The organism is Labrenzia sp. 5N (assembly GCF_012395805.1).
GTDB classification, from domain to species: domain Bacteria; phylum Pseudomonadota; class Alphaproteobacteria; order Rhizobiales; family Stappiaceae; genus Roseibium; species Roseibium algicola.
Genome location: NZ_JAAZTM010000020.1, coordinates 242,457 through 263,608, shown reverse-complemented (window position 1 = coordinate 263,608; position 21,152 = coordinate 242,457). Strand labels below are relative to the sequence as shown.

The following is a 21,152-nucleotide window of genomic DNA, read 5'->3' as shown; positions in this document are numbered from 1 at the left end:
CACGTTTGAGAAGGGTGCGGAACAGTGCGGCGCACACTCAAGAACGCTTGCACAAACAGCCTGTCTGGCTACACGGATGACGTGCTGTCCTGCACGAACTGCGACAGCTCTTCTGACGCATTTCACGGCTTAAATTCAGATGATTTCGAAAAAACAAGGTAATTACAATAGCTTACAATAGGGGTCCAGGCCACAAATACCACCACCATGAAGAGTGTCCGCTTGATGCCCATTTGCACGAACGGCGTATTTTGCGGTCTTGCATGCACTGCAACACCGAAAGTGAACCTAACCGATGATCTGGTTATTGGGCGGCAGCGGGCTGTTCATGACCCGCGTGGCTTTGATGTCTGTTTTGCCCAAGCGCCTTCAATCGCGCTTTCACCCGCCCCCAACGAGACCGGCTGACAGGAACACTCTGCCCCGCCTGGCCGGCAAGGATAAGAACTCCACCGTCACCGGAGCGCTTGTAGCTGACAACGCGGCTGAGATTGACGATGTGACTTCGGTGGACACGGTTGAAAGTGCGCGGATCAAGCTGCTGTTCCGCTTCACTGATGGAAAGAGGGCAGAAGAATTCTCTGCTGCCGTCATACAGACGTGTGTAATGGGCGTCCGCGTGAATGGCATATATATCCAGCACGCCGATCTTGGTCTTCTGGCCATCCCGCTCGATCGGCAGCATTCCCTTGCCAAGTGGCTGACCAGGCCGGACCGCTTGAGCCGCCGCCTGCAATCCGGATGCGGATTTGACGCTGACAGCCATAACGGCTTGCGCTGACTGGCCCTGCTTGTCTTCACTTGCCGCACGCAGCTCTTCCTCTGGCATCTGGTTCCTGACCATGCCGCGATCAGTCTGGTCTTCCTGGGCTGGAACGAGGGCCAGCAGGAACAGGCCCGACACCAGAAATGCTACGCAGGAAACGAGAATAGCCAGCATTCCGGGGCTCAGGGCTGGTGCAAGAGTACCTGAAACCGGTTGCAGCGTTTCATAGGTCAATCCTGCCATGGCCGTGTAATGCATGGCTGAAATCGCAAGCGCCAGAACCGCTGCCGAAATGACAAGAGGAGGGCGGCGGCCGAGGCCAAAAAGAAGCCACATGGCGAGACCGGCTGCGTTGAAGGCAATCAGGAAGCTGGCAAAAACGTAGGCCGGGTCATGCTCCATGCGCAAAGACCCATGCAGGGCATACATGCCGAGATAATGCATGGTGCAAATACCGCTTCCCATAACAAAAGCGGAAAGGCCGAGGCGAATCGGGGTCAGCCGCGCATTGCTCGCTGCGAAAACAGCAATGCCGACAACGAGTACACAGACGAGAAACGACAGCAGTGTCGGCAGAACGAGAAAATCGACGGCGACAGGCAGACGGGCTGCCAGCATTCCGACGAAATGCATGGACCAGATGGCAAGGGCGACGGTCAACGCTGCCCCTGCAAGCAACAGCCGACGTCTCGGGTCAATCGCGCTGCGAACCTGAACGGCAAGGTTCAAGCCCACGAAACTGCCCTGAAAGGCCATCACCAGGGACAGCGCAACAAGCCAGGGCTCGTGCATCACTGACATGCCGGCTATCTCCTCCCAGTAGCCGCCGCCGCAACAAGCGACGGTTCCTCCGGATCAGATGATAGGGGAAAGAGAAATCTGCATCAAATTACGCGTGATACCAATGCATACGTGCACGGGCCGCGGGATCAATTTGAAATGTCCTGAGAAAAAAATGGCGGTGAGGGTGGGATTCGAACCCACGGTACGCTCTCACGCACGGCGGTTTTCAAGACCGCTGCCTTAAACCACTCGGCCACCTCACCATGCCGGCGCCTTGGCGGCCCGGCTGTGCAAACCGTTTCCTTTTTCTCACTCGGAAAGTCAAGCCGGAATCACCAGCATGAAGTTCAGGCGGGCGAAATCGTGTGGATGTGCGGGGAAATCAAGCTCCTTTGGGATGTTCCCGCGCCGCTTGCACACAGGGGCAGGACGGGCAGTGCGGGCGCAGGAACATCGCCAAAGGGTAGGGGCCGCCGGTCCGGTGTCGTGGGCAGGGTTTTGAACCGGCGGCCGAAGCTGGAGGTGGGGTCCAGCATTGCTGTGACAGGGCGGTCATCAGCAATGAGTTCACCCTAGGCTGATTTGACAGGTCTGAATGTGATGTACGTCACAACTGATCCGAATGACGATTTCTTCTCACCTGTGTCCTGTGCGCAACAGCCGGCGGCAGGCAAATTGACGCAGTTTTTAGTCATATATTTCAGACTGTTACAACAAACAGCCTTTGAGAAATGAACCTCGGGTCGTCTGAATCCGGTGGAGAGTTGAATTTGGGCAACGTGGCGGCCTCGACGGGCAGTTTACTTTGAAGTAATAAAACTACGCTTTAACAAGGGCATATGCGGGATGTGCAGCGGGGGCTAGTGCGTCTTGCGGGGACTGATCTGATGATCGGAACAATGCCTTGAAAACCGGTGTGGACCGAACCACACGCCGGAATGATCGCGTGAGCTGCGGGGCCGCCAGCGCGTAAGTGAGTAGGACGGCAGTATGCAAGGGACAGGCGGGAAATCTTGCCGGGTGACAAACCAGGTGGCAGGAACGTCTTCAGGGGAACCAGCTGTGACGCTTGATGGTAAATCGCGTCCTGCACGGAAACTCAGCGCCCAGTTGCGCACGGGATTGATTGTGGCGGCAGCGGTTTCGGCCGTGGCAGCCTGCAGCACCGCGCCGCAGCAGCAGAAATCAAAATTCAGCCCGGAAAAATATGGTGTCAAAGGCAGCCCGAAAATGGTTGCTGAAGGCCAACCCGTGCCGAAGGGTGGCGGACGCTATATCGTCGGCAAGAAATACAAGATTGCCGGCAAGTGGTACTACCCAAAGGAAGATCCGGACTACAAGAAGACCGGTCTGGCTTCCTGGTATGGGCCGACTTTCCACGGTCGCAAGACAGCCAACGGCGAGGTTTTCGACCGTAACTCCCTCACTGCTGCGCACACGACGATGCCGCTGCCGTCCTATGCCCGCGTGACGAACGTGGAAAATGGCCGCTCGATGATCGTTCGCGTCAATGATCGTGGCCCGTTCCACGGCAACCGCGTCATCGACCTGTCTGAACGCGCAGCAACGATGCTTGGCACCAAAAGCGCCGGCATCGGCAAGGTAAAGGTCGAGTACGTCGGTCGTGCACCGTTGCACGGACAGGACGAAGGCTTCCTTATGGCCTCTTACCGTGGCCCAGGTGCGGTCGAACCTGGCGCGACAATGCCGGGCACAATGCTGGCACAGGCCGAACCGCAGCAGGTTGCGCCTCAGCAAATCACACCGCAGGTCACCTTCGGGGCTGTTCCGGCGCCAAGCGCACGTCCTTATCTGACCACCGCATCCACGACCACGGCTTTCCGGGCGAAGCAGACAACCTTGACGGTTGCCTTCGATCCGGCGCAGGCATTCGAAGCCGGCAAGCCGACAATCGAAGTTGCGTCCAACAACCGCTTCGAGCCGGTCGAATCGGCCTATTCCGCTCCGGGTCTTGCGCCCGCGGAAGGAACACTCGGCGTGCTGCGCGTCCCGGCGCCGGGAACGTCCGCAGGTCTCGTGTCAGGCAGTGCAATTTCCTCATTTGCTGCGAACCGCCGAATTTCCGACGCGCATTCGCTGCTTTCAAATGTGGCCGACACGGGCCTTTCGATGCGTGAGCTGGTGGTCAAACTGGAAAACGACGGCTAATCGGCCCGGAACCCGGAGTAGGTCCGGCTTCTTCCACACGCCGCGCCTGTATCTATAAATAGGGCAAGCGGTTCATGGCCTCCGCATATTCTGTATCCGGATTTTTGAGAGCGTCTCGTCGCCTTGTAGGGCGAGGGGCGTTCTCTGCTTTTTTTGTCGTCTCTGCGTTCGCTCTCCCAGGGAATGCAGCCGAAACCATCGTGACGAAAGCTCCGATGGCTTTCCTCTATGAGCCCGGCTCCGGCACAATCCTTTTTGCCAAGGAACCTGACCAGCCGTTCGCTCCTGGCGCTCTAGCCAAGGTCATGACAGCCGCAACGGTTTTCAAGGCAGTGAAAGAAGGCGATCTCTCGCTTGATCAGACTTGCAAGGTCAGCGAACACGCCTGGCGAACCGGCGGCGCTCCCTCGGGTCGTGGTGCCACAATGTTCGCCGCGATCAAATCCGATATCTCGGTTGAAGACTTGCTCAAGGGATTGCTGGTTCACAATGGCAACGATTCCGCGATCGTGCTTGCCGAATGCCTGGACGGGTCCGAAGAAGCGTTTGCTGTGCGCATGAACGAATTCGCGCAATCCATCGGCATGAAGAACAGCCGCTTCGGCAACCCGACTGGCTATCCGGAAGTCCCAAGCCAGACCACTGTCCGTGATCAGGCAAGGCTTGCGGAATACATTCTGGAGAGCCACGCGGATCTTTATCCGATGTTCGCTATCCCGGAATTCACCTGGAACAAGATTTTCCAGCGCAACAAAAACCCCTTGCTCGGTGAAATCCGCAACCTTGACGGCCTCGGCGGCGGCAATGATGCAGAATCAGGATATTCCGGCCTCGGTTCGGTGGACAGGAATGGACGCAGAGTTATTGCCGCGGTTGCGGGTCTTTCGTCGGACAAACACCGCCTTCAGACACTCAAGGAGGTCATCGAAGGCGCCTGGGAGTATTTTTCCGTTCAGACGTTGTTTTCAGCGGGCGATGTTGTTGCAGACGGCCGGGTGTTTGGCGGTGTGACCAGCAGTGTTCCGCTGGTGTCCGAGAAAAGCGTTGACGTGCTGCTGCCGCGAGGTGGCACACTCGATTACAGGATACGCGTTATCTACAACGGACCGCTCCCCGCGCCAGTCAACGCTGGAGAGCAAGTTGGCGAAATCCGGGTCATCGGCAAGGATGGGATCGTCTACCGCTCTCCATTGGTAACCGGTGGCGCTGTTGCGGAAGGCACCATGATCGGCAGGGCTCTGGACGGTCTGCAGGAGCTGCTGTTCGGCTGGATCGGGTAAACGGTGCACAAAGATTGCAATTGCTGCTAAAGCCGGTGACAAAGACCAACAAGAACTAGCGGAGCCGGGATAGGGTGCCAGGACATTTCATTACCTTTGAAGGTGGCGAGGGGGCCGGAAAATCGACCCAGATCGCCCGCCTGAAAACCTATCTTGAAGGTCTGGGGCTATCCGTTGTCGTAACCCGCGAACCAGGCGGCTCGCCAGGGGCTGAGAAGATCCGTGCAATGCTGTTGTCTGGCGGCGCAAAGGATCTCGGTCCTCGCGGCGAAGCAATGCTTTTTGCCGCGGCACGCGCGGACCATGTGGATACCACCATCAAACCGGCGCTGGAGCGAGGCGACTGGGTTCTCTGCGACCGCTACGCCGATTCGACCTGGGTTTATCAGGGCGAGGCGGGCGTAGATCGCGACTATTTGAAACTGCTGGAAACGGCCGCGGTTGCCGGAATCTATCCCGACCTGACGATCCTCATCGACGTTCCGGTAGAAGTCGGGCTTGGACGTGTGGCGGAACGTTCTCGCACGGATGACAGCGGCGGCCCGGACAGGTTCGAAGGGGAAGAGCTCAAGGTCCATCAGCGAAGACGTGAACTTTTCCTCGAACTCGCCAAGAGCGAATCCTACCGATTTGCCGTGATCGACGGTGCCAAGGAGCCTGCCGAGGTCGAAACGGCCATTCGCAATGCCGTGCAGGAAACCTTTGCCGGCGACCTGAATGAAGGCGGCGCATCGGGCGTCACTGCTGAAGGGGCGCACTGATGGCCCGTGCCAATGCACCGATCGACATTCCTGAAGTTGATGCTCTTCCTGGCTATCCGTTGCCCCATGAGCGGGACATCCTGATCGGACACACCAAAACGGAACAGGCTCTTCTGGACGCCTACAGGTCCGAGCGGCTTCATCATGCCTGGATCCTGGGTGGTCCAAAGGGGATCGGAAAGGCAACGCTTGCCTTTCGTTTCGCGCGTTTCGTGATCGCAAATCCGGACAGGTTCGGACAGCAGGTTGCCGCCGCGCGCGACCTTGCGGTTGTGCCCGACCATCCAGTGTCCCGACAGCTGAAGGCTGGCGGGCATCCGAACATTCTGCATTTGCGTCGACCTTGGGACGAGAAATCCAAACGGTTCAAAGCCGACCTGCCGGTAGATGAGGTGCGCAGAACCGTTTCCTTCTTCGGTACCACAGCATCCGCCAAGGCCTGGCGGATCTGCATTGTCGATGCTGCGGACGACATGAACATCAGTTCCGCCAACGCGCTCCTGAAGATCCTTGAAGAACCACCGCAACGATGCCTGTTCCTGGTGCTGAGCCATGCACCAGGCCGGCTGCTGCCGACAATCCGGTCCAGGTGCCGGCGCCTCGATCTGGATCCCTTAAGCGAGCAAGAGGTTGGTCAGGGCCTGCAGGACCTGTCTGGCGGATCGGTTGCCTCGGCGGATGACCTTCGTGAACTCGCTCAAACAGCCGACGGCAGCTTGCGATCTGCCATCACTTTGCTTTCGGGAGATGGTCTTGCAATAGCAAAGGGCGTTCGTCAGCTCGCCGACCGTCCGCAACATCTCGATCTTGCCGCTGCGCATGCATTGGCGGACCTGGTGGCGGCACGCGGCCAATCCGACAATTGGGAAAGCTTCCAGCACATCGTTCAGATCTGGCTGCATGACCGTATGCGCCGGGATCTTGGCAAGGGTGTGCGTGACGCACACGGGATCGTCGAGATCTGGGAAAAAATGAACAAGGCGATCCGGGATGCGGACGCGCTCAATCTCGACAAGAAACAGGTCGTGCTGGATTTTTTCTTCGCTTTGCGTGCAGCCTGACCCGTCAAGGCCCACCAGGCGGCAACACAGATTGGAAATCGTCACGAGCGAGAGTTCGTGACTTGGGCAAGCTCCGATTCTCTTGTTAAAAGGCGGCAGTACCACCTATATGCGCCATACCGATCAAACTCATTTGGATCCTCAATGCTTGTCGATAGCCACTGCCATCTCGATTTCCCGGATTTTGACGGCGAACGTGCCGATCTGATCGCGCGGGCCAAGACGGCCGGCGTGGAACTGATGGTCACCATCTGCACCCACATCCGCAAGTTTGACCAAGTTCTGGCAATCGCCGAGGAATATCCGGAAGTCTATTGTTCGGTTGGCACCCATCCGCACAACGCCGGCACGGAGCGCGGCATTCCGGCCGACGAAATCGTGCAATTGGCGAACCACCCCAAGGTGGTTGCCATCGGCGAGGCGGGTCTCGACTACTTCTATGACAAGGCCCCGCGCGATGCACAGGCGGAAGGCCTTCGCATCCACATAGAAGCCGCACGGCGCACCGGCTTGCCATTGGTCATTCATTCACGCGACGCGGATGACGATATGGCAGCCATCTTGCGCGAAGAAATGGGGAAGGGGGCCTTCCCGGCCCTGCTGCATTGCTTTTCGTCCGGCCGAGACCTTGCACTGACAGGAATAGAGCTAGGCCTTTATGTGTCCTTTTCCGGAATTTTGACTTTCAAGCGCTCGGAAGAGATCCGTGACATTGCCCGTGAATTGCCGGCTGACCGGTTGTTGGTGGAAACCGACGCCCCATATCTCGCACCGCAGCCGAGACGCGGCAAACGCAACGAACCAGCCTATACAGCGATGACCGCGGCGGTTCTGGCGGAAACCAGGGGCGTTTCGGAAGAAGAGATAGCTCGGCAGACCACAGAGAATTTCTTCAGGCTCTTCAGCAAGGTGCCTCGTCAGAACCTGCAGACAAAAGCGATTGCTTCATGACCTTGACGCTGACCATTTTAGGATGCGGCTCTTCCGGAGGCGTGCCGCGTGTCGGCAATGATTGGGGCGATTGCGACCCCAGTGAACCGAAGAACCGCCGCAGCCGCTGTGCGCTTCTTGTGGAAAAGCGTGTGGATAACGAGTGCACAACCGTGTTGATAGACAGCGGACCCGACATCAGGTCGCAATTGCTGGCTGCCAACGTCAATCACCTGGATGCGGTTGTCTATACACATTCGCATGCCGATCATCTGCATGGTATCGACGATTTGCGGGCCTTTTGGGTGCAATCCGGCAAAAGAGTTCCCGTCTATATGGACGAAGCGACAAGCGCGAGGGCTCTCACAGCATTCAGCTACTGCTTTGAAACACCGGCAGGCTCCAACTATCCGCCAATTCTGGAACGCCGTGATCTTCGTCCGGATACACCAGTCACCATTGAGGGAAACGGCGGTCCGATCACCTTAGACCCTTTCGAGGTTGTCCACGGAGAGATCAATGCACTTGGATTTCGCATTGGTGACACAGCCTACATCCCCGATGTCTCGGACATTCCGGAGAACAGCCTCAACCAGTTGAAACATCTGGATCTTCTGATTCTGGATTGCTTGCGCCGCAGACCTCATCCAAGCCATTTCTGCCTGGCGGATGCGCTGTCCTGGACTTCCAGAATTGCTCCCAAACGCACCATTTTCACCAATCTTCACAATGACCTGGACTACAATATCCTGTCAGCGGAACTGCCTGAAACCATAGAACCTGCCTATGATGGTATGCTCCTGTCCGTTGAAGACACAGGCACAGGCACAGGCAAAGAAAGCGCTCTAACCACCGATGGCTGGTAAGCCACGCTACAAACAACCGACGGAAGATCGGCTGATCAAATCTGCGCTTCATTACCTGGAACGCTATGCGACATCGGCCGCCAATCTTCGCAAGGTTCTTGAACGCAAGGTTTTGAAAGCCTGCATGAGCCTGGAACTCGATCCGGCCGATTATGCCGACCTGATCGATGCAGTCGTTGAAAAATGCGTTCAGACAGGTCTCGTCAACGACAAAACCTACGCGGAAACCAAGACTGCCGGGCTGCGGCGCCGCGGTGGCTCAACGCGAAAAATCGAAGCTCAATTGGCTGCCAAAGGCGTTGACAGAGAAACGATACACACGGTGCTGGCACAAGACGAACGCAGCGACGAGGAAGCCGCTCGGATCTTCGCAAGACGCAGACGGCTTGGTCCATACAGAACCACACGAACGCGAGATGACCGGCGCGACAAGGATCTGGCTGCAATGTGCCGGGCGGGCTTTTCCTTTGAAATCGCCCGAAAGGTGATCGACGCGGACGACAGCGATTGATCTATACGACAGCACGACTGAGGCGCGGAATGACGCTCAGCAACACAAACTGACTGGCAACGCCAAACGGATCCATCACTAAGGCATTGGCAAAGCAAGGCAATCACGCCTTGTTATAAATGTTCCATAATATTGATTATGCGAATTAGTGATGTGGATTGGGAGCCCTCCATCTTCCCCAGCAACAAATGTCACCTATCGGGCTATCTCACCATTGCTCAAGCGCCGGACCTTGGCTGTGTCGGCTAGTTGACGTCATTGCAGATAGCTTGCAGAGCTTTGGCTTGCGTTCCATCGGTGTCCGGGCTTGAAAGACCGGACATGCAAACCAGAGCTTTCCAAAGCGCCCATGCTCTGGCCCGTTGCCAGGTCTGATCATCTATCTGGCACGCATCCCGGAAAATCTTCCGGCATTCGGGATCGAAATACGTCCAGGCCATAACGAAGTCACAGGCAGGATCACCGATACCGCAGGTTCCGAAATCTATGAGAGCTTTGACAACGCTATTGGTGACGATGATGTTTCCGACCGCCACATCTCCGTGGAACCAGACAGGTCTGGCCGTCCAGGCTGACGTCATGCCACGCTGCCAGACCTCAAGGCACCGCATTGCGTCCACCTTGCTGCCGAGGACATTCAAACTCTTTTGAACTTCGTCGCCGTAAGCGCTGGGATGGCACCCGCGATAGAATGAGTGCTTGCCTGCAATGAGCCCGTCAACCGTATCGATCGCTCTCAAATCACACAGGGTTTTGCCAAGCGAAACCGCAAACGTTTCCGGTTTCACACCGTCAGCGCTTTCAAGTGTATCTCCCTCGACCCAACGCCTTATCGACCACAGTAGCGGAAATGTCTCGCTTGGCAGGCCGACAGCGACGACACTCGGCACTTCAATGGACAGATGCTCACCCAAGACAACCAGCGCATGCGCTTCTTTCTTCACTGCTTCGGCATAGGATTAATTTCGTGGCAGACGCACGAAAAGAGCATCACCGAGCCTGAAGGTGGCGTTGTCCCAGCCCTGTTTGGAAACCGGTTTAATTGGTAGATGGTCAAGATGTGGAAACTGCTGGCGTATGAGAAGCGCAACTGTGTTTCGGTCGATTTCCATGTTGTCCACGGTTGCTTTTCCAATCAATTGTTACCATGAGAACTAATCAAATCAGCATCTTATGCCAGCCAAATGCCCCCCGGAAAAGAAGTCGTTGCCGAGTGAAAATGGCCTTTGCGGCGGTTCAAAACCTGCGTCAAACAATGCCTCTCATCTCCGGCAGATCACAGATCCGGATTGGACACCCCCTCCCGCACAAGTTCATAAGCTACTGTTATTACTAGGTTATTCCCCGAAAAACACTGCACTTCTCGCAGCTAGTCTGAACCGCACACAGTATCGACGCGCCTGACGCCGGTGCTTATGTCTGTATGATATTGTTCTGATATGTCAGCAAGCGAACGTTACACTTTTCGAGAAGTGACCCCGGCAGATCTACCTCTCTTGGCGGAATGGCAGTCGCGACCGCATGTCCGTAAGTGGTGGGACACGGCCGAGCCCTTTACTGCGCAAAAACTCAAAGACACTCGGGTCAAGCGCTGGATTGTTGAGACAACCCAGCGCCCCTTCGCCTACTTGCAGGACTACAGCGTTCACGGCTGGGAAGATCACCACTTTTTCTCGCTACCCAAGGGATCTCGGGGCATCGATCAGTACATCGGCGAAGCAGACATGACAGGTAAAGGGCACGGCCCTGCGTTTATCGCGCAGCACCTGAAGGCACTGTTCGAGGCCGGCGTTCCGGTCGTTGCGACCGATCCCCACCCGGACAACACTCGTGCCATTTCAGCGTATGAGAAGGCAGGCTTTGAAGTGTTTGGTAGCTCCCAGGCGACACAATGGGGCTTGATACTCCCCATGAAGGTCAGTTCATCAAGGTAAGGCGCCCGTTCGGCTTTTCCGGGCAGTATAGCGTTTCTAGATACCATCCCTGCCCCCTCTCCTTCGTCCTGGCGAAACGGTGCCATTTACTAACAAAACTGTCTTATCGTGCGATCAAACCGGGTCTCAGTGAATTGGACCCGAGTACGCCGCCAGCCAGACTTTGCGTAGCCACAATATCGCGCTATCGCTGATGCAGCTTTTGATTTGCATATTCGATTCTACCGGAGACCTTTTTTGGCCCATCTTTCTCAAAAACTGCGTGTAGCCATCCTGTTTGGCGGGCGATCTGCGGAACACGAAGTCTCGGTCCTTTCCGCCACAAATGTCATGAACGCGCTCGATCCTTCCAAGTATGACGCGGTTCCGGTCTACGTCACCCGTGAAGGACAATGGCTGTTGAGCAATTTTGAAAATGGACATCTGGCACGGCCGACAACAGGTATTGAAATCTGTCCGGTTCCAGGTGGCCGTGGCCGGGTGATTGCACTGGATGAAAACGGGCTGCCTCGTGACTTTGCCAAGCTCGATGCGGTCTTTCCCGTGCTTCATGGCCTCCATGGCGAAGATGGTGCAGTGCAAGGTCTTGCTGAAGTGGCCCGGGTTCCGCTCGTTGGATGCGGTATCGCAGGGTCTGCAAATGCACTCGACAAGGATCTTGCAAAACGGCTTCTCATCGAGGCCGGCCTCCCCACGGCCAAATCACTCACAATTCGGCCGGACGATGTGCCGAACTTCGAACTCCTGAAGCGTGAACTTGGTTTGCCTGTATTCATCAAACCTGCCCGCCAGGGTTCCTCGGTCGGTGTCAGCAAGGTTCAGACGGCAGACGACTTTGAGGCCGCGTTGAAGGAAGGATTCAAGCACGACAACAAGCTTCTTGCCGAGGAGTTCGTTCTTGGCCGCGAAATCGAATTCGCGGTCCTGGAGGAAAGCGACGGCACGCTGTTCGTCTCCAGGCCGGGCGAAATTGTTCCTGCCGAAAGCCATGGCTTTTACACCTATGACGCAAAATATGTCGACGAAGATGGCGCGGCCTTGAAGGTGCCCGCAGATTTGCCGCACGATGTCGAAGGCCGGATGCAGGATCTGGCGGCAAAGGCGTTCAGAGCCCTGGGATGCGACGGCATGGCTCGTGTCGATTTCTTTGTGACGCAGGAAATGAATTTCCTGCTGAACGAACTAAACACGATCCCCGGCTTTACGAATATCAGCATGTATTCAAAAGCGATGGCTGCAAGCGGCGTCAGCTATCCGGAGATCATCGATCGTCTGATCACCCACAGCATTACTCGCGCAGAACGGGATATCTGAAACTTGACCATCATGCGCTCAATGCAAGAGCATTCTTCACAAACTCCGTGCCGATGTAGTCTCCGTCCCGGCGCACAACACGGCATGTCCTCTCAGACTTCCCATCGTTGAAATGGAGAGTGAACTGGTTCGGAACATTTCCGGCATTAGCCAAATGAATCCGTGCCCCATTTTCGGAAATATCCCTTACAGAACACTGCACGCACTCATTCTGACCAAACCTTATTTCGGCATGTTGATGCACGCGGGTTCGCTCGCTTTTCCGCCGGTTTTCCATGCCGACGACCCAATTGTCCAGATTGCTGCAGACGGACGCAACATTTTCGGATGCGAGCATCAACTTGCTGCTGATTTCGTCAGTCGCAGCGCATTGCTGTTCTGCTGCAGTTGATGTTCCCTGAACCAATTCCTGCACTTCGGTGATTGACGACTGGATGGCCTTCAGCGCTTCATCTACAGCTCCTGCAACGGTCTGCATCTCCTCGATCTCGGCGAAAATGCGCGTTGTTGCTTGAGATGTCTGGCTCGCGAGGTCCTTGACCTCGTTCGCCACAACAGCAAAGCCCCGTCCCGCCTCGCCTGCGCGTGCGGCCTCTATCGTCGCGTTGAGAGACAAAAGGTTGATCTGATCCGCAACTTTCGAAATCAGCTGCACGACATCGTCCATGGAAGCCGCAGCATTGCGGAGAGTTTCGGTGGATCTTCCGGCTGCTTCGGAGCGCGTTTGCATGTCATCGACTGCCCGCTGCGCCTCGTCCATTCCACGCGACACATCTTGTGCAGAGCCGGTAATTTCCCTGGCAGAAGCAACTGTCTGCTCAACAGTTCCAAGTGTCTCTTCGGCGGCCGCAATGGCTGTCTGTCGTGACTTCATGTTCTGCGTAACGTCGGTGGCAAACTTGGTAATTTTGATGAGCCTACCGGACGCGTCGAAGATCGGATTGTAGGTCGCCTGCAGCCAGATAGGAGCGCCACTCTTGCCGTAACGCTGATAGATGGCCGACGTATGTTTCCCGTCCCCCAGTTCCTTCCAGAATGAGGCATATTCCTTGCTCTGTGCGTAATCGGGTGACACAAACATGCGGTGGTGTTTACCGACCACCTCAGCGGCAGAATACCCGGTCGTACGCAGGAAGTTCTCGTTCGCGTCGAGAATGATCCCTTGCCTGGTGAAGGAAATCATCGCCTGGCTACGGCTGATTGCTGCGATCTGACCTTCATATTCGGCGTTTCGAAGCTTTTCGGAGGTTACGTCGGTCGCGAATTTCACGACCTTGAACGGGTGACCAGCCGCATCGAGGATCGGGTTATAGGAAGCCAGGATCCAGATATCCCTACCGTCCTTGTGCCGGCGTCTGAACTCGCCGCTCTGGTAAGCCCCTTCTCCAAGCTTGCGCCAGAAAGCTTTGTATTCTGGCTTTTTCCGATCTTCCGGATCCAAAAACAGACTGTGGTGCTTGCCCTTCACTTCCGAAAGTTCGTAACCGAGCGACTTCAGGAAATTCGGATTCGCATCGAGGATCGTGCCGTCCAGATCAAATTGAATAACGGCTTGCGACCGGTTGATTGCATCTATCTGCCCCTGGGCTTCAAGCGCCTTTCGTTTCTTCTCGGTAATATCGGTCGCGATCTTGACGATCTTACGAACGGTCCCCGACCTGCTGATGACCGGATTGTAGGTTGCCTGGATCCAGACTTCCTTGCCTCCCTTGGCAATCCGGGCAAATTCAGCAGACTGGAACTCTCCCTTCGCCAGAGCGATCCAAAGACGTTCATAATCGGACGACTTCGCATAGTCCGGATCGACGAACATCCTGTGATGTCGTCCTTTTATTTCATCCAGTGAATACCCGAAGGTCCTGAGAAAATTCTCGTTCGCTTCCAAAATTGTGCCATCGGGTTTGAATTGTATGATCGCTTGAGAACGACTAAATGCGTCGACGATTTCTCGCCAGTCACTTTGCGGCAATAACAACGTCATAAGAAATCGCCTTTAGGTAGGTGTTTTCCCGTACCACACTAGCGACATCTTCTTGAATCTTGTTTAACGTGAACTATAGGTAAATATATCTAGGGTTGCTGCACGCATGTACGGCACGGTCATGTAATCGACGCCATGCTCTACGTCCGCTAACCGTCGTAACCACTTGAACGGCCGCGCATTTTCTTGATCTGACCACGTTGTTTCTTGGCGTCGAGACGACGCTTCTTGGATCCGAGGGTCGGTTTCGTGGCCTTGCGGGGTTTCGGCTTTTCCGTAGCTTTTCGCAGCAAGTCCAGCAAACGCTCCAACGCGTCTTCCCGATTCCGTTCGCGGGTCCGGAACCGATCCGCCTGCAAGACGATCTCGCCGCCCAGTGTCAGCCGGCTGCCTGCAAGCCTCGCCGCTCGCGTCTTGACGTCTTCGGGAAGTGTTTCATTGCCGGCAAGGTCGAACCGAAGTTGAACTGCCGTTGAGACCTTGTTGACGTTCTGCCCGCCAGGCCCGGAGGCGCGAATGAAATCTTCTGTGAGATCCTCCTTGAGGATGAACAGCCGTCCGGTCACCGCAATCTTTGAAGCAGCAAAGGGATCGTCCGTCTCGCCGCTCATACCGCCTGATCGCTCTCGGCCGGCAACTTCAGGCCGACACCGTTCAAGATAAGCGACGTCACCGCAGCTTCCGTTTCGGCCTGGAAGGCCGCGTCGGAAAGGTCCTTCCCGGTCAACGCCTTGATCTGCACCGAAAAGTCCGCGTAATGCTGGGTGGTTGCCCAAATCGTGAAGATGAGATGGACAGGATCGACACTTCGCATCTTGCCTGCCGCTATCCAGTCTTCGATCACCTGACTTTTTTCGGCCACCAAACGCTTCAGATCCGTTTGCAGGATCGGCAATATCTGTGGCGCGCCCTGCATCACTTCGTTGGCAAACAGCTTTGAGGCTTCCGGAAACCTGGCAGACATTTCGATCTTCTGGCGAATATAGGCAGCCAGTTCCTGCGCCGGCTCCCCATCCGGATTGAGCGTTTTCAAAGGGGCAAGCCATACCTCCAGAATATGGGCCAGCGTCGCGCTATAGATCGCCTCCTTGGAGGAGAAATAATAGAGCAGGTTGGACTTCGACATTCCCGCATCTGCAGCGATCCGCTCAACTGTCGCGCCGGAAAATCCCTTCATGGAAAACTCGCCAAGCGCCGCTTCCAGAATCAGGGACCGGTTCTTTTCCTGGATCCGGCTCAGCCCGCCTGATTTAAAGGATGCCTGCGTCTGCTCGCCCAAATCCGCCATCTACCGTTCCGTCTTCTGCCGAGAAGGGTCGCAACCCTACACCCAAACCACATGGCATTTTTCCGGAAAAAACACCGATTTCACAACTGGCAAGTTCAGCACCGGAGAGAATGACCAGAAATTAGTCATGACGACCGGATTTGCATCTTGACCATTTGGTCAAATCCCTCCTAGGGTAAATTGACCAGATGGTCAGAAGGCTAGTCGATTGATCCGTCCCTCGCAATGGGGATGTCTTGAACAAACGGCAGCCATCGGCCAGTTCGGAAATCCCGGCAAACCGGGGCGGCTGCAAGGCCAGACAGAGGATTTAGGCGAACGGGAAAGAGGCAAAAGCCCATCCGGAACGCCAGGGAACAGTGTGGGGAGAGGACCAGCGCAGTCGGCACTGCCGTTGACGCAGTGCGCGTGCTATTCCTTCCATCACAAATCAGCAACAGTCGGCCGCTTCAAGCACGAAGGGTCGCAAGGAGGACGTATGTCAGCATCGAGCCAGGCTGCCACCAACAATCTCGAAGCTTTCTGGATGCCGTTCACGGCCAATCGGCAATTCAAGCAGGCCCCACGCATGTTCGTGTCGGCCAAGGACATGCATTACACCACCGCCGACGGCCGCCAGGTTCTCGACGGCACGGCCGGCCTCTGGTGCTGCAACGCCGGTCACTCCCGTCCCAAGGTCGTTGAAGCGGTCCAGAAGCAGATTGCCGAGCTGGACTATGCGCCCGCCTTCCAGATGGGCCATCCCAAGGCATTTGAACTTGCTGCGCGCCTCGTGGCCATGATGCCCTCCCCGCTGGACCATGTCTTTTTCACCAATTCCGGATCTGAAAGCGTGGATACCGCGCTAAAGATCGCGCTCGCCTATCAGCGCGCGATCGGTCAGGGCACTCGCACCCGTTTGATTGGCCGTGAACGTGGCTACCACGGTGTCGGCTTTGGCGGCATATCGGTTGGCGGCATCGTCTCCAACCGCAAGACCTTCGGCACGATGCTCACCGGCGTCGACCACATGCGCCATACCCACGATCCCGAGCGCAATGCATTCTCCCGCGGCATGCCGGAAAACGGCGCTGAATATGCAGAAGAGCTGATCCGTATCATTCAGCTTCATGATCCATCGACCATCGCAGCTGTCATCGTTGAACCGGTTGCCGGCTCGACCGGGGTTCTGATCCCGCCAAAGGGATATCTGGAACGCCTGCGCGAAATCTGCTCGCAGCACGGCATTTTGCTGATTTTCGACGAAGTTATCACCGGTTTCGGTCGTCTGGGGTCACCGTTTGCGACTGACTTCTTCGGTGTAACGCCGGATCTTGTCACAACAGCGAAGGGCCTCACGTCCGGCGTCGTCCCGATGGGGGCGGTGTTCTGTACATCGGACATCTATCATACGTTCATGACCGGCCCGGAACACATGATCGAGCTGTTCCACGGTTATACCTATTCCGCGCATCCGCTCGCCTGCGCAGCCGCTCTTGCAACACTCGACACCTACGATGAAGAAGGCCTGCTGACACGTGCGGCTGACCTTGCTCAATATTGGGAAGACGGCCTGCATTCGCTCAAGGATTGCCCGAATGTCATCGACATTCGCAACCTCGGCCTGATTGGCGCAATCGAACTGACGCCAATTGCAGGAGAACCGACGAAACGGGCGTTCTCGGCGTTCCTGAAGGCCTACGACGACGGGCTGCTGATCCGCACGACTGGCGATATCATCGCCCTGTCCCCGCCGCTGATTATTTCGAAGGAACAGATCGACGAGTTGTTCGGCAAGCTGCGCAGCGTGCTGAACGCCATCGACTGATATCCGGCAAGACAAGAGACAAAGACACGTTTTAGGAGACACAAGCATGGCAGCCCCCGGCGAAAACCTGAGGATCAACGCAGAACGCCTCTGGGACAGTCTGATGGAGATGGCAAAGGTCGGTCCAGGTGTTGCCGGTGGCAACAATCGCCAGACCCTGACCGATGCCGACGCCGAGGGCCGCAAGCTGTTCCAGAAATGGTGCGAGGAAGCCGGCATGACCATGGCGGTCGACACCATGGGCAACATGTTCATGACCCGGCCGGGAACAGACCCGGACGCCCTGCCCGTCTATGTCGGCTCGCACCTCGATACACAGCCGACCGGCGGCAAGTATGACGGCGTTCTCGGCGTGCTCGGCGGACTGGAAGTCATCCGAACCATGAACGATCTCGGTATCAAGACCAAACACCCGATCGTGGTCACCAACTGGACCAACGAGGAAGGCACTCGCTTTGCACCGGCAATGCTTGCGTCAGGCGTCTTTGCAGGTGTGCATACACAGGACTGGGCCTATGACCGGGCCGACCACGAAGGCTTGAAGTTCGGCGATGAGTTGAAACGCATCGGCTGGGTTGGTGATGAAGAAGTCGGTGCGCGCAAGACCAAGATGCACGCAATGTTCGAACTCCACATCGAACAGGGTCCGATCCTGGAAGCCGAGGGCAAGGATATTGGTGTCGTGACCCACGGCCAGGGCCTTTCCTGGACGCAAGTGACGGTAACCGGCAAGGACAGCCATACGGGCTCCACGCCGATGCCCATGCGCAAGAACGCCGGCCTCGGCATGGCCCGTATTCTTGAACTGGTCGATGAAATCGCCTGGTCGCATGCTCCACATGCTGTGGGTGCAGCCGGCCACATCGAGGTTTTCCCGAATTCACGAAACGTGATCCCCGGCAAGGCTGTCTTCACGATCGATTTCCGCTCTCCGGATCTTGCCGTCATCAAGGATATGGAAGATCGCCTGAAGAAAGGCGCCAAGAAGATCTGCGATGACATGGGACTGGACGTCGAATTTGAAAAAGTCGGCGGTTTCGACCCGGTAGAATTCGACAAGGGATGCGTCGAGGCGGTTCGCAACGCTGCCGAGCGTCTCGGATATTCCCATCAAAACATCATCTCCGGCGCCGGTCACGATGCCTGCTGGATTAACAAGGTCGCGCCGACTGCGATGATCATGTGCCCCTGCGTCGACGGTCTGTCGCACAACGAGGCAGAAGAGATCTCCAAGGATTGGGCGAAAGCGGGTGCTGATGTCTTGTTCCACGCAGTGGTCGAAACAGCGGGGATCGTGGAATAGCACAAACATCGGCCAACCTGTCGCGTCAGCGACCGGATTGAACGAACACCTGGCTGTCCCGGTCCTGAACCGAGGCCCGTTGCAGGGAAATGAGAGGAACATGACTTTTAATGGAAAGGCATTGGCAATGGTCTGCGCCCAGTTTTGGGCCGCAGCACCTGCCTTTGCCTTTTCCGTTGGAGACAGCTGGGACTGGCAACTCACGGAGCCGGTCGATCTCGACAGGAATGTCAGGGTTCTGGATCTGCACCCCGACCTGGTGACGCCGGATGATCTGGCGGCTCTCAGGCAAAAAGGTGTCCGCACCATTTGCTATGTCAGCATCGGAACCCTGGAAAATACCTCCGAGGATTTCAAGGTATTTCCGGATGACTTGCTCGGCAAAACCTACGAAGACTGGCCGGACGAGCGTTTTCTCGATATCCGCCGTCTTGATGTCCTGCTTCCGATCATGAAATCCCGCTTCGAAGCCTGCAAGAACGAGGGTTTCGACGCGATTGAACCTGACAACATGGACGTTCATGACAACGACAGCGGGTTTCCGATCACCGCAGACGACGTTGTTGCCTATGTCGCCAGACTGGCCGCCATTGCCCATTCGCTCGATCTCGGCATCGGGCAGAAGAATGTGCCCGACCTGACTGCCGATCTGATCAACCACATGGACTTCCTGATCGCCGAAAGCTGTTTTCAGGACAAATGGTGCGACGACGTCAACGCCTATGTCCGGGCAGGCAAGCCGATCTTCGATGCAGAATACACGGACCGGCCGATAGACTTTCAAGAAGCCTGCGAAGTCGCAGCGCGGCAGAACATTGCGATGATCCTGAAAGACCGGGATCTGACGTCACCGGTACAAACCTGTCCATGAGGCAGGCTGACGAAGGAAATTTCCGGCGCTTCGCACCGGACGAGTGAACAAACGAGAAGGGGAACACAAATGGCCAGCAAAGTGATCAAGGGCGGTACGGTTGTAACTGCCGATCTTTCCTACGAAGCCGATGTGAAAATCGAAGGTGGCCGCATTGTCGAAATCGGCCCCAACCTGTCCGGTGACGAAACCCTGGATGCGACCGGCTGTTACATCATGCCGGGTGGCATCGATCCGCACACCCACCTCGAAATGCCGTTCATGGGCACATTCTCTTCAGACAATTTCGACAGCGGCACACGCGCAGCGTTGGCCGGTGGCACGACCATGGTCGTTGATTTCGCCCTGCCCTCACCCGGCCAGTCGCTGCTGGAAGCCCTGCAGATGTGGGACAACAAGTCTTCAATGGCCCATTGCGACTATTCCTTCCACATGGCGATCACCTGGTGGGGCGAACAGGTCTTCAACGACATGCAGACCGTCGTCCAGCAGAAGGGCATCAACACGTTCAAGCACTTCATGGCCTACAAGGGCGCCCTGATGGTGAATGACGACGAGATGTTCGCCTCGTTCTCACGCTGCGCTGAGCTTGGCGCCTTGCCGCTCGTGCACGCGGAAAATGGCGATGTCGTCGCCACCTTGCAGCAAAAGCTGCTGGCGGAAGGCAACAATGGCCCCGAAGCACATGCCTATTCCCGCCCGCCAGAAGTGGAAGGCGAGGCAACCAACCGCGCCATCATGATCGCGGATATGGCTGGTGTACCGGTCTATATCGTTCACACGTCTTCGGAACAGGCACACGAGGCCATTCGCCGGGCTCGCCAGAACGGCATCCGTGCCTATGGCGAACCACTTATCCAGCATCTGACGCTCGATGACAGCGAATACAAGCACGCCGACTGGGACCACGCCGCACGCCGGGTCATGTCGCCTCCGTTCCGCGACAAGAAACACCAGGACAGCCTCTGGGCAGGTCTCGCGTCCGGCTCCTTGCAGGTGGTTGCGACCGACCATTGCGCATTTTCCACCGATCAGAAGCGCACCGGTGTCGGCGATTTCACCAAAATCCCGAACGGCACCGGTGGTCTTGAAGACCGGATGCCGATGTTGTGGACATATGGCGTGAATACAGGTCGCCTGACGCCCAATGAATTCGTCGCAGTCACTTCAACCAATATTGCAAAGATTTTGAATATCTATCCGAAAAAAGGAGCAATTTTGGTTGGCGCTGATGCCGATCTTGTCGTCTGGGATCCGGAAAAATCGAAAACCATTTCCGCCTCCAGCCAACAGTCCGCCATCGACTACAACGTCTTCGAAGGCAAGGCCGTCAAGGGGCTGCCGCGCTACACACTCACCCGTGGCCGCGTCGCGGTGGAAGACGGCACCGTCAACCACAGCCAGGGCCATGGTGAATTTGTCGCCCGCAAGCCGTATCAGGCCGTCAACAAGGCGCTAAGCACGTGGAAGGAACTGACGGCACCGCGTAAGGTGGAACGCACCGGCATTCCTGCCAGCGGCGTCTGA

Annotated in this window: 18 protein-coding genes and 1 tRNA gene; 13 read left to right on the top strand and 6 right to left on the bottom strand. The window is 56.6% G+C overall.

Annotated elements, in window-relative coordinates:
* Positions 1-304: 304 nt before the first annotated feature.
* Positions 305-1,567 (bottom strand): MHYT domain-containing protein, encoded by a 1,263-nt coding sequence (locus tag HEP89_RS21775; RefSeq protein ID WP_062488735.1) that lies wholly within the window; start codon positions 1,565-1,567, stop codon positions 305-307.
* 155 nt (positions 1,568-1,722) lie between these two features.
* Positions 1,723-1,812 (bottom strand) — tRNA-Ser (locus HEP89_RS21770).
* A gap of 859 nt (positions 1,813-2,671) precedes the next feature.
* On the opposite strand from HEP89_RS21770, the gene HEP89_RS21765 reads away from it, so the two are divergent.
* From HEP89_RS21765 to HEP89_RS21735, 7 genes are all read left to right on the top strand, one after another.
* Entirely contained in the window at positions 2,672-3,718 is a 1,047-nt protein-coding gene (locus HEP89_RS21765; protein ID WP_062488734.1) for a septal ring lytic transglycosylase RlpA family protein, read from the top strand.
* A 200-nt stretch (positions 3,719-3,918) separates the two neighbouring features.
* A complete protein-coding gene (locus HEP89_RS21760) occupies positions 3,919-4,998 on the top strand; it encodes a D-alanyl-D-alanine carboxypeptidase family protein (RefSeq protein ID WP_208984167.1) in 1,080 nt (359 codons plus the stop codon).
* A gap of 74 nt (positions 4,999-5,072) precedes the next feature.
* Complete coding sequence (gene tmk / locus HEP89_RS21755; protein WP_168693023.1) at positions 5,073-5,759, top strand: dTMP kinase; 687 nt, start codon at positions 5,073-5,075, stop codon at positions 5,757-5,759.
* The gene (locus HEP89_RS21750) at positions 5,759-6,820 is read left to right on the top strand and encodes a DNA polymerase III subunit delta' (RefSeq protein ID WP_168693022.1); all 1,062 of its coding nucleotides are present in this window, start codon (positions 5,759-5,761) and stop codon (positions 6,818-6,820) included. Before tmk ends, HEP89_RS21750 begins: the two co-directional genes overlap by 1 nt.
* A 144-nt stretch (positions 6,821-6,964) precedes the next feature.
* Positions 6,965-7,771, top strand: a complete 807-nt coding sequence (locus HEP89_RS21745) for a TatD family hydrolase (RefSeq protein WP_168693021.1) — start codon at positions 6,965-6,967, stop codon at positions 7,769-7,771.
* Positions 7,768-8,616 (top strand): MBL fold metallo-hydrolase, encoded by an 849-nt coding sequence (locus HEP89_RS21740; RefSeq protein WP_168693020.1) that lies wholly within the window; start codon positions 7,768-7,770, stop codon positions 8,614-8,616. Before HEP89_RS21745 ends, HEP89_RS21740 begins: the two co-directional genes overlap by 4 nt.
* Entirely contained in the window at positions 8,606-9,127 is a 522-nt protein-coding gene (locus HEP89_RS21735; protein WP_152506524.1) for a regulatory protein RecX, read from the top strand. Before HEP89_RS21740 ends, HEP89_RS21735 begins: the two co-directional genes overlap by 11 nt.
* Before the next feature lie 245 nt (positions 9,128-9,372).
* Here HEP89_RS21735 and HEP89_RS21730 read toward each other — a convergent pair whose 3' ends face one another.
* The gene (locus HEP89_RS21730) at positions 9,373-10,071 is read right to left on the bottom strand and encodes an aminoglycoside phosphotransferase family protein (protein ID WP_197923269.1); all 699 of its coding nucleotides are present in this window, start codon (positions 10,069-10,071) and stop codon (positions 9,373-9,375) included.
* 495 nt (positions 10,072-10,566) lie between these two features.
* On the opposite strand from HEP89_RS21730, the gene HEP89_RS21725 reads away from it, so the two are divergent.
* A complete protein-coding gene (locus HEP89_RS21725; RefSeq protein WP_168693019.1) occupies positions 10,567-11,061 on the top strand; it encodes a GNAT family N-acetyltransferase in 495 nt (164 codons plus the stop codon).
* Between the two features lie 237 nt (positions 11,062-11,298).
* Positions 11,299-12,375 (top strand): D-alanine--D-alanine ligase family protein, encoded by a 1,077-nt coding sequence (locus HEP89_RS21720; RefSeq protein ID WP_168693018.1) that lies wholly within the window; start codon positions 11,299-11,301, stop codon positions 12,373-12,375.
* 10 nt (positions 12,376-12,385) lie between these two features.
* Here HEP89_RS21720 and HEP89_RS21715 read toward each other — a convergent pair whose 3' ends face one another.
* From HEP89_RS21715 to HEP89_RS21705, 3 genes are all read right to left on the bottom strand, one after another.
* A complete protein-coding gene (locus tag HEP89_RS21715) occupies positions 12,386-14,356 on the bottom strand; it encodes a PAS domain S-box protein (protein ID WP_168693017.1) in 1,971 nt (656 codons plus the stop codon).
* Positions 14,357-14,505: 149 nt separating this feature from the next.
* Positions 14,506-14,967, bottom strand: a complete 462-nt coding sequence (arfB, locus tag HEP89_RS21710; protein ID WP_077292831.1) for an alternative ribosome rescue aminoacyl-tRNA hydrolase ArfB — start codon at positions 14,965-14,967, stop codon at positions 14,506-14,508.
* Positions 14,964-15,644, bottom strand: a complete 681-nt coding sequence (locus HEP89_RS21705) for a TetR family transcriptional regulator C-terminal domain-containing protein (protein ID WP_168693016.1) — start codon at positions 15,642-15,644, stop codon at positions 14,964-14,966. Before HEP89_RS21705 ends, arfB begins: the two co-directional genes overlap by 4 nt.
* A gap of 478 nt (positions 15,645-16,122) precedes the next feature.
* Between HEP89_RS21705 and HEP89_RS21700 the strand changes: the two genes are divergently transcribed.
* From HEP89_RS21700 to hydA, 4 genes are all read left to right on the top strand, one after another.
* Positions 16,123-17,451 carry an aspartate aminotransferase family protein gene (locus HEP89_RS21700; RefSeq protein WP_168693015.1) on the top strand — a complete coding sequence of 443 codons (1,329 nt, stop codon included), beginning with the start codon at positions 16,123-16,125 and terminating at the stop codon, positions 17,449-17,451.
* Between the two features lie 46 nt (positions 17,452-17,497).
* Positions 17,498-18,754, top strand: coding sequence for a Zn-dependent hydrolase (locus HEP89_RS21695; protein ID WP_168693014.1), 1,257 nt, complete (start codon positions 17,498-17,500; stop codon positions 18,752-18,754).
* 100 nt (positions 18,755-18,854) lie between these two features.
* Entirely contained in the window at positions 18,855-19,625 is a 771-nt protein-coding gene (locus tag HEP89_RS21690) for an endo alpha-1,4 polygalactosaminidase (RefSeq protein ID WP_062488724.1), read from the top strand.
* A 69-nt stretch (positions 19,626-19,694) separates the two neighbouring features.
* Positions 19,695-21,152 carry a dihydropyrimidinase gene (gene hydA, locus HEP89_RS21685; protein WP_168693013.1) on the top strand — a complete coding sequence of 486 codons (1,458 nt, stop codon included), beginning with the start codon at positions 19,695-19,697 and terminating at the stop codon, positions 21,150-21,152.